7 protein-coding genes and 4 pseudogenes are annotated in these 8574 nt (G+C 52.1%); 6 read left to right on the top strand and 5 right to left on the bottom strand.

Features of this window, described 5'->3' with window-relative positions:
* Window positions 1-278: 278 nt before the first annotated feature.
* Window positions 279-1142: pseudogene (locus ACLJXE_RS24205) on the top strand (IS256 family transposase); the annotation flags it as partial.
* Between the two features lie 103 nt (window positions 1143-1245).
* Here ACLJXE_RS24205 and ACLJXE_RS24200 read toward each other — a convergent pair.
* Genes ACLJXE_RS24200 through istA form a run of 3 tightly spaced genes read right to left on the bottom strand, consistent with a single transcriptional unit; the run spans window position 1246 to window position 4407 of the window.
* Window positions 1246-2394 carry a formylglycine-generating enzyme family protein gene (locus ACLJXE_RS24200; RefSeq protein WP_225624032.1) on the bottom strand — a complete coding sequence of 383 codons (1149 nt, stop codon included), beginning with the start codon at window positions 2392-2394 and terminating at the stop codon, window positions 1246-1248.
* 43 nt (window positions 2395-2437) lie between these two features.
* Entirely contained in the window at window positions 2438-3235 is a 798-nt protein-coding gene (gene istB / locus ACLJXE_RS24195; RefSeq protein ID WP_048213831.1) for an IS21-like element helper ATPase IstB, read from the bottom strand.
* Window positions 3235-4407 (bottom strand): IS21 family transposase, encoded by a 1173-nt coding sequence (gene istA / locus ACLJXE_RS24190; protein ID WP_048213832.1) that lies wholly within the window; start codon window positions 4405-4407, stop codon window positions 3235-3237. Before istA ends, istB begins: the two co-directional genes overlap by 1 nt.
* Window positions 4408-4509: 102 nt before the next feature.
* Here istA and tnpC point away from each other — a divergent pair.
* The 4 genes and pseudogenes from tnpC to ACLJXE_RS24170 form a co-directional block, all read left to right on the top strand.
* A pseudogene (tnpC, locus tag ACLJXE_RS24185) lies at window positions 4510-5340 on the top strand (IS66 family transposase); the annotation flags it as partial.
* A 37-nt stretch (window positions 5341-5377) separates the two neighbouring features.
* Window positions 5378-5590 (top strand): annotated as a pseudogene (locus ACLJXE_RS24180) (DUF932 domain-containing protein); the annotation flags it as partial.
* Between the two features lie 56 nt (window positions 5591-5646).
* Window positions 5647-6000: pseudogene (locus ACLJXE_RS24175) on the top strand (TA system toxin CbtA family protein); the annotation flags it as partial.
* Window positions 5980-6228 carry a DUF905 family protein gene (locus tag ACLJXE_RS24170; RefSeq protein WP_223307989.1) on the top strand — a complete coding sequence of 83 codons (249 nt, stop codon included), beginning with the start codon at window positions 5980-5982 and terminating at the stop codon, window positions 6226-6228. The pseudogene ACLJXE_RS24175 and the gene ACLJXE_RS24170, both read left to right, overlap by 21 nt.
* Window positions 6229-6355: 127 nt before the next feature.
* Here the strand turns inward: ACLJXE_RS24170 and ACLJXE_RS24165 are convergent, their stop codons facing one another.
* Window positions 6356-7507 (bottom strand): helix-turn-helix domain-containing protein, encoded by a 1152-nt coding sequence (locus ACLJXE_RS24165; RefSeq protein WP_075849335.1) that lies wholly within the window; start codon window positions 7505-7507, stop codon window positions 6356-6358.
* A 233-nt stretch (window positions 7508-7740) separates the two neighbouring features.
* On the opposite strand from ACLJXE_RS24165, the gene ACLJXE_RS24160 reads away from it, so the two are divergent.
* Window positions 7741-8343 carry a DUF6448 family protein gene (locus tag ACLJXE_RS24160; protein ID WP_050489007.1) on the top strand — a complete coding sequence of 201 codons (603 nt, stop codon included), beginning with the start codon at window positions 7741-7743 and terminating at the stop codon, window positions 8341-8343.
* On the opposite strand, the gene ACLJXE_RS24155 is transcribed toward ACLJXE_RS24160, so the two are convergent.
* Window positions 8340-8574: hypothetical protein (locus ACLJXE_RS24155; RefSeq protein ID WP_410752229.1), on the bottom strand; the 235-nt coding region annotated here is incomplete at its 5' end. The genes ACLJXE_RS24160 and ACLJXE_RS24155 overlap by 4 nt on opposite strands.

Raw genomic sequence — 8574 nt, 5'->3', positions numbered from 1 at the left:
CGTGCTCATGTGATTTACTCCCGTAGCAAACGCAGACAGTAAAAGTATGGCACTGGCTGCTTCAGGAAAGGGCGTCCATCACATCACTACAGTCATCTTAAATGACTCTGAGGTGTCTGTTAAACCCGTGGCGATTCAAAACGCGCGATTTAGCTCTGTTCAATATGGCTCTGGATAGTAAGCTTCGAGGCTGTGATCTGGTCAAACTCAAAGTATCGGATGTGGCATATGGTAGTTCGGTTTCAAGCAGAGCAACGGTGTTGCAACAGAAAATCGGTAAAGGGATGACCACCCGCGAGATAGTGTCGACGTTCAAAGAGCTGTATGACGCGGATGTCTCACCGACACTGGTATCGAAGGTCACCGACGCCGTGATGGAACAGGTTACTGAATGGCAAAATCGTCCACTGGATGCGGTCTATCCCATTGTTTACCTTGACTGTATCGTTCTGAAGGTCAGGTAGGACAGTCGCGTTATCAATAAATCCGTGTTCCTGGCGCTGGGTATCAACATCGAAGGCCATAAAGAACTGCTGGGTATGTGGCTGGCCGAAAACGAGGGCGCGAAGTTCTGGCTCAATGTGCTGACCGAACTTAAAAACCGTGGCCTGAACTATATCCTCATCGCCTGTGTCGACGATCTGAAAGGCTTCCCGGACGCTATCAACGCGGTGTTGTATCCGGAGACCCGTATCCAGCTGTGCATCCTGCATAGGGTGCGCAACAGCCTGCGGTTCGTCTCCTGGAAGGACTACAAAGCCGTCACCCGCGACCTGAAAGCCATCTATCAGGCTCCCACGGAAGAAGCAGGCCAGCATGCGCTGGAAGCGTTCGCCAGCGCATGGGACAACCGCTACCCGCAGATAAGCCGGAGCTGGCAGGCAAACTGGACCAACCTGGCGACGTTCTTCGCTTACCCGGCAGACATCCGCAAGGTGATCTACACAACGAATGCCATCGAGTCACTGAACAGCGTGATCCGGCATGCCATCAAAAAGCGTAAGGTGTTCCCGACGGACGACGCAGTGAAAAAGGTCGTGTGGCTAGCCTCACAGAAATGGACGATGCCACTGCGGGACTGGCGTATGGCAATGAGCCGCTTTATTATCGAGTTCGGTGACCGCCTGGACGGTCACTCCTGAGAAAAGGCATTTACACAGAATCGTGTACAGGGTACGGTGATTTTAAAATAAAATTAACATTCTCACTCCCTGATACTTGTTGGCTTAAAATCAGTAATTATGATTAGTTACTACTTTTAATTTTCTTGCAGGTTTCCAGCCAATTAACTGTATCAATTTTCCCGTTTGCCAGATATTTTTGCTGATTCTGCCAGTGCGCGGCGAGGAATGGTTTAAGACCTGCAAGGCGTTTGTTCAGTGTGAGCATTTGATCGAAAACCGTCACTTCATGTTTCAGACCTTCCTGACCATAAAGCGTGGCTGAATCAACCAGACTACTGGCGTAGTAACTCGTCAGCTGTTGCAGGCGATCTGTTTGCTCACCAAGTTTTGTTTTTCGGATCGCGCAATTTTTATCATTGTCATCTTTATCCTTACACAGCAATTCATAGTTGTGATTGAGGAAGTCAAGAAAGCGGCCATCATCCTGCAATTTTGTGCAAAGGAAGGAGCCGAGGTTAAGGCTGGCGCGGATCGATTGTGCCCGTTCTTCCTGCTGTTGCTGATTACTGGCGCGGAGCTGATTTTCCAGATCCTTCAGTTTCTTTTTCAGCTCTGTGTCTTCAACGCCTGATGCCAGGCTTCCCAGCGCTTTTGCGGTGTCTGTGGGGGCGTCTTTGCTCTTATCTATGCCCGGTTTATCTGCACCGAGAGTAACCCAATTTTTCTCCAGCTGTTTCACTCGGTCTGTTGATGTAATGGTCGGAGAGACCAGAACCAGACGCAATCCGGTGGTTTTGCTGGTGAAAGGATGGGCTTCATCGTAGTAGTTAATTTCTTTACGGGTCGCGCTACGGATCTCTGATTCATTCGAGATGACGCTGCCTCCGCGAACCACAAAACCACCAGCCTGGCCGTGAAGTCTGTTGATTTTATTGAGATAGAACGGGGTGAACATCATCTCAGAGACGTTGCCCAGCATATCGTGCAGGCCGAGGGGGTTAGGGTTCAATAGCCCAATAAGCTGTACTTTGCCGTTAGAAGACTGTGGGCCGGAATACCACTCGTAATTTTTCATGTCATCCATCGGGTAGTGGGAATCACGGAATTCCGCACTGTTTACCTTGAGGCCGCCGCGTGCTGCAAATTCCCATTCTACTTCAGTGGGCAGGCGTAAAAATCCAGGATTGCCATCCTCTTTCGGTAATTTGTCGAGAGCATTCGTGCGTAACCACTGGTTATATTTATCGGCAAAATTTACTGTCAACGCCAAGATTTATGGCCGTTTTTCGCCATTTTTAATGTCCGCTATTTGATCACTTCTGTTGTCCGCTTTCCGCCATTTCATCATCACTGATTGGCGTTGCGTTTTTAGCCAGCACTCCGGCTTTGCGTTTTTCCTTCAACCGGTAACTTTCTCCTTTTATATTCACTGTGGTTGAGTGGTGCAGCAGCCGATCCAGGATCGCCGTTGCCAGCACGTTATCGCCGAACATCTCTCCCCAGTCTGCGAAGCCTTTGTTTGATGTCAGGATTATGCTCGCTTTTTCATACCGGCGATTCAGCAGGCGGAAGAACAGACTGGCTTCCTCTCTGTTCATCGGCAGGTAGCCTATTTCGTCCAGGATTAGCACACGCGCATAGCTCAGCTGTTGTAGCTGACGCTCCAGCCGGTTTTCCAGCTTCGCTTTCATCAGCGTTGCTACCAGTCTGTCGAGTGGCATGAACAACACCCTGTGACCTGCATCCGCCGCTTTCACGCCGAGGGCTACAGCCAGGTGGGTTTTCCCCACTCCGGGAGGACCCAGCAGGATCACGTTCTCACTGCGTTCCACGAACGCCAGACCGGCCAGCTCCCTGACGACCTTACGATCGATGCCTGGCTGGAAGCTGAAGTCGAACTGCTCCAGCGTTTTGACCCACGGCAGACGAGCCTGCTTCAGCCGGGACTCCATACCGCGCTGATGCCTGCCGTTCCATTCCTGCTGCAGCGCCATGTACAGGAACTCCCGATAGTTCAGCTCTTTTTTAGCTGCCTGCTCCAGCAGACTTTCCACGTGATAACTCAGGTGCTCCATTTTCAGGCGACTCAGCAGCGCTTCAAGTTCATGCATCACAGCAGCTCCTCATACGCACTCAGTGGACGATGCTCCACCATGCTGACCTGCTGCCAGAGCGGGGCATGATGTTCCGGCACCGTTTGCCAGCCAGATGATGCTGAACAGAGCCGGTGTGATGCCACCTGCTGCTCATTACTGTAGATCCGCAACTCATCATCCAGCGATATGCGTATCGAGACCGGCTGGCCACACAGCGTTTCGGGAACGCTGTAGCGATTGCCGCCAACCTCGATATAGCTGTCCCAGGAGACATGGCGGATGTCGAAGTAGCTGGTATCGAAGTCCGTATCAGGCAACGGCTGCAGATGTTCCTGCTCGAGCGCGAAGCGCTGTTCCGGGGTCTGTCTGAACTGGCGAAGCTCCCGTTTGTCAGCCACATCAGCCATCCATTGCTCCAGTTGCTGGTTAACATGAGCGAAGCTGTCGAACCTGCGATAGCGGACGAAGAAGTTCTCCTTGAGATATTTCACCATCCGCTCCACCTTACCTTTGGTTCTGGCCCTGCGCGGACGACAGGCACGCGGCAGGAAGTCATAGTGGTCGGCCAGCAACAGGAACCCGGAGTTGAACACCACTTTCCCGTTGTTATTTTTCAGCACCGCCGCTTTCTGGTTATCAACCAGCACGGTTTTCACACTGCCACCAAAGTAGCGGAAGGTGCGAACCAGCGACTCATAGGTGTGTTCCGCATCCTGCTTTGGCGCGGCGAAGACATGGAAGCGACGGGAGAACCCCAGCGTATTAACCGCGAAGTTAACTTTGCATCGCTGCCCGGCGACCTCCACCTCAACTTCGCCCCAGTCGTGCTGCAACTGGTAAGCGGGCTGGGTTTCGAAGCGGACAGTTTTCTTCGACGGACGCATTTTGCGTTTGGGCTGGATGTAATAGCGCAGCATGGAGCGACCACCGGTGTAACCCATCGCTTTGATTTCTGCGAGGATGACCTCGCCATTCCAGACATTTTCGGCCAGACGTGTATCGATATAATCCATAAACGGCTTCAGTTTGGCCATTTTGTGGCGCGTCTTTCTGGCCGGTGGCTCAGGGTATTTAAGATACCGTCTGACGGTGCGTTCAGAGCAACCCACCTGAGTTGCAATATCGATAATGTACGCACCCTGCTTGCGCATTTGTTTTATCATGTAAAAGTCCTCTCTGCTCAGCATGTCGATGTCCTTTCTGGTGTGAGAACCTCAAGGAAACAACATGTTGGGTGGAGCGGACAATTCAAATGGTGAATTACCGTCTTATATCATTGGCGCTAACACTATGTGCTGATGTCGGGTAAAGTGCATGCAGACGACACGCCGGTGAATGTCCTGGAGCCCGGACAGGGTAAAACCCGTACCGGGCGGTTGTGGACGTATGTTCGTGATGACTGCAACGCCGGGTCAGCGCTGGCACCGGCGGTGTGGTTCGCCTACAGCCCCGACAGAAAAGGCATCCATCCGCAGACCCATCTTGCGGGGTTCAGCGGTGTGCTACAGGCGGATGCGTACGCCGGGTTCAACGAGCTGTACCGCGATGGCCGGATAACGGAAGCCGCCTGCTGGGCTCACGCCCGCCGTAAAATCCACGATGTGCACGTTCGCACGCCGTCAGCCCTGACGGAGGAAGCCCTGAAGCGTATCGGCGAACTGTATGCCGTGGAGGCGGAAATAAGAGGAATGCTGGCGGAACAACGGCTTGCTGAACGTCAGCGGAAAACGAAACCGCTGCTTAGTACCCTGGAAAGCTGGTTGCGTGAAAAAATGAAAACGCTGTCGCGACACTCGGAGCTGGCAAAGGCGTTCACGTACACCCTGAACCAGTGGCCGGCCCTGACGTACTATGCAGAAAACGGCTGGGCCGAAGCCGATAATAACATCGCTGAAAATGCGCTGCGGATGGTCAGTCTGGGTCGTAAAAACTGGTTGTTCTTCGGCTCAGACCACGGTGGTGAGCGGGGAGCGTTGCTGTACAGTCTGATCGGGACGTGCAAACTGAACGGCGTGGATCCAGAAAGCTACCTTCGCCATGTCCTTGACGTCATAGCTGACTGGCCGGTCAACCGGGTCAGCGAGCTGCTACCCTGGCGCATCACACTGCCAACTGAATAACACATCCCCGTCAATACGGTTCTCGCTGTACGCTTACCAACGTGAAGGTTTTCAGCCGTTCTTTGCCTGCCAGACACGCGTCCGTGACCAGAGCCGCCGGGAGCACACGAAACATATGCTGCGCCTGCGCCGTGCCGGGCAAATCACTGGTCAGCAGGTTCCGGAAATTATTCAGCTCAACTCGCATGACGGCTCCAGCAGCTACCAGATGCTGCCGGGCCTGTTCCGTAGTGTCTGCTGTAATGGCCTGAGCCATGCAGTAATACCCCACCACTTACATCCCTTCAGCATTACGGAATAACCGATATGAAAACATCACCCGATTCACTATCATGGGCGGCATTGTCACATCTGTCCCCCGTCGAAATCTGGCGCCTCCTGCTGGGATATCTGCTCAGCCAGCACTACGGACTGACTCTTAACGACACGCCGTTTGGCAGCGATGGCGTGATTCAGGAGCACATTGAGGCCGGTATACCGCTGGCGGATGCCCTGAATGATGTTGTTGAAAAATATGACCTAGTACGTACAGGCCAGAGCAGCTTCCGTTTCACGGTGCGGTCTTCACTTATCACCCCCACGGATGTCCTGCGGGCACGGAAAGCCACAGGGCTTCTGAAGCGGGGCTATTACAGGCGGGTGACGGATATCACGCAAGGTCTGCCGATTGACGGGACACTTCCGGCAGGCACCTTCACCCGCAGACAGGCTGAGGCCACTGCCGCCCTGTATATCAACGTTGGCATTGAGGATGACCAGCACACCCACTTCCGGCTGGTCATTCGCGATGCGGACGGCCAGCTCATCTGGCGGGCATGGAACTTTGAGCCCGGTGCTGGTCATGACCTGAACACCCACCTGCAGCGCTACGGTGTGAAAAAACGCTGACAGCACGCCGCTGGCCCGTCTGGGGCAGGGCTGGCGGATCTCAACCTGAACAACTGACTGTCCTTTGTTGGTGGAAAGTCCGACCCATGCTTCTTTATCCAAGCGTATCCAGGCATTAAAAAATAGGTCATCGGAGTACTGTTTGTAGACAATGTTGCCGACGATATTCTGTGGGTGTCACACCTGTTTGCTTCTTAAATGCAGTATTAAATACCGATTTAGAATTAAAACCCGAAGCATACATAATATCAAGAATGGTCCGCTTATCTCCCGGCGTGGCCAGTAACTTTTTGGCATACTCTATGCGGTACTCGCTGATAAAGGTAAAAAAGTTCTGCTGAAATCCATTGTTGATAATGGCGGAGAGATCGTGCGGTGAAAGTTTTATCTGGCGCGCAAGCTGGCTTAAGGAGAGGGTGGAATCCAGAAACGGCTGATTCCGACGCATAAAATCCACCACGTTATCTACCTGTTTTGACTCCGGTAACAACAGTGTTTTAACCGGCTGAATATCCACCAGCAGGGTTTCATCTTCCTGCGTTAGCCCCATAAACGCAGCGGGCTGTCGCAGTGCGCAGATCAGCAATGTATTAATGAACGCAAACCCCGCCATACTGACAACAGGCAGTATCCAGGTGGTTTGATCGGTTAGCCTGAACAGATAGAAAAACAGGCAGCAAATGATACTGACGATCCACAGCCCCGCGTAACCCGACAGCAGGAAGCGGAGCCAGAGTATTTGCTGGCGGGCGATATCAGAATAAAGACGCTGGATATCCGAATTAAATGACTGCAAGCGGCCGAGCGAATAGCCCAACCAACCGAGAAATACCCCGTGATAGACCAACGCAAGGGGCAGAGGTTCCGGCATTCCTGGTAAATCCTGTTGTTGTAATATTGTTATTTTTTCCGACTCAGGTAGCGGAACATATAGTGTGGAAAACACAATCAGGCCAGCCGCGAACGGGATTAAGTGTACGGCATGAATGAGCCGAATTTGAAAACGGCAATACATCAGCGATCGGGTATACAGATAGATAGCTGGCGGCTGAAGCAGAGAGATGAGCGTACCGATATAAGCGTAGTTTGGGTGTGAAAAACTTACACCGCTTCCGTAAAGTAAAAGCTCGCCAAAACCGGCGGCGACGGTCAGCAGGACGACCACCAATAGCCGGTTGCTGGTTTGTACAATGTTGGACGGCAAAAGTAGAAAAACAGAAAGCAATACAGCCTGCATTATTCCTGCTGCCAGAAGAAAAACGGATAGCTCAATCAGCATGTATTACCGCCACCAATCATTCAAAACGAGACATAAAGAACGGGTTCCGCTCTGCCTCTTGTTAGCGGAACGTTCGACTTTGCGCTTTGTAGGTTCGACTTTACCAATTCGAACGACGCCCTGATTTCACGCCAGTACTCTGATGTCAAATCGGCAGAGGGTCTGAAATCCTACGTCGATTAACATCCCCAAAAAGCAGATGAACAGGTCGAAAAAGACCCGGGAGCATTATTGTGAAAAAGCAGAAAAACATCAGAACTACCCTGTGCGCGAGCATCGTGATCCTTGCGGGAATGACGATAAGCACAACGGCGTTCGCCCACTGCGACGGCATGGATGGACCGGTGATTACCGAGGCTAAAAGCGCGCTCCAGGCGCATGATGTTACCCCGTTATTAAAATGGGTGCCAGAAAACCGTGAAGATACCGTCAGGAAGGCGTTTGACGAGGCAATAAGCAAACAAGGTGGCAGTCAGGCCGCTCAGGAGAAGGCCGATCAGCAGCTCTTCACCACTCTGGTACGTGTTCACCGTGAGGCGGAAGGCGCGCCCTTTACCGGTGTAAAACCGGCAGGCCATATTCCCGTGGTTGTACAAGAGGCAGATGCCGCACTCAACGCCGGCAATGTTGATAGCCTGGTGGCGAAGGTGACTGCCAATGTTGAGCATGCTCTCCGGGAAAAATTTGCTAAAGCTGAACAAAGTAAGCAACAAGTGAATCAATCGGTTAAACAGGGACGTGGATATGTGAATGACTACGTTCACTACATACATTTTGTCGAAGAAGTGAACGGAATGGCGGCAGGAGGATCGCCTGAGATGGAACATCAGCACTAATTATCATGTCCGCCAGAGATGCCCTTGCGGCATCTCTGAATCACCACGATAACGCCCAGCGGGATTTGGAGGATTGTAATTAAAATTATGTAATTACCTGTTTTTGATATGTTCATTCCGACAACGGATGTAAGTAAATTGGCACTGTTGCAAATAGTCGGTGGTGATAAACTTATCATCCCCTTTTGCTGATGGAGCTGCACATGAACCCATTCAAAGGCCGGCATTTTC

The organism is Citrobacter sp. U14242, from assembly GCF_046555775.1.
Lineage (GTDB): Bacteria > Pseudomonadota > Gammaproteobacteria > Enterobacterales > Enterobacteriaceae > Citrobacter.
Note: the sequence above shows the minus strand (reverse complement) of the source record. Positions and strands in the feature narration are given on the sequence as shown.

Bases quoted from the DNA above. Each gene is read 5' to 3' on its own strand.
- istB (WP_048213831.1), bottom strand. From the start codon at position 3,235: ATGCATGAACTTGAAGCGCTGCTGAGTCGCCTGAAAATGGAGCACCTG.
- istA (WP_048213832.1), bottom strand. From the start codon at position 4,407: ATGCTGAGCAGAGAGGACTTTTACATGATAAAACAAATGCGCAAGCAG.
- ACLJXE_RS24165 (WP_075849335.1), bottom strand. From the start codon at position 7,507: ATGCTGATTGAGCTATCCGTTTTTCTTCTGGCAGCAGGAATAATGCAG.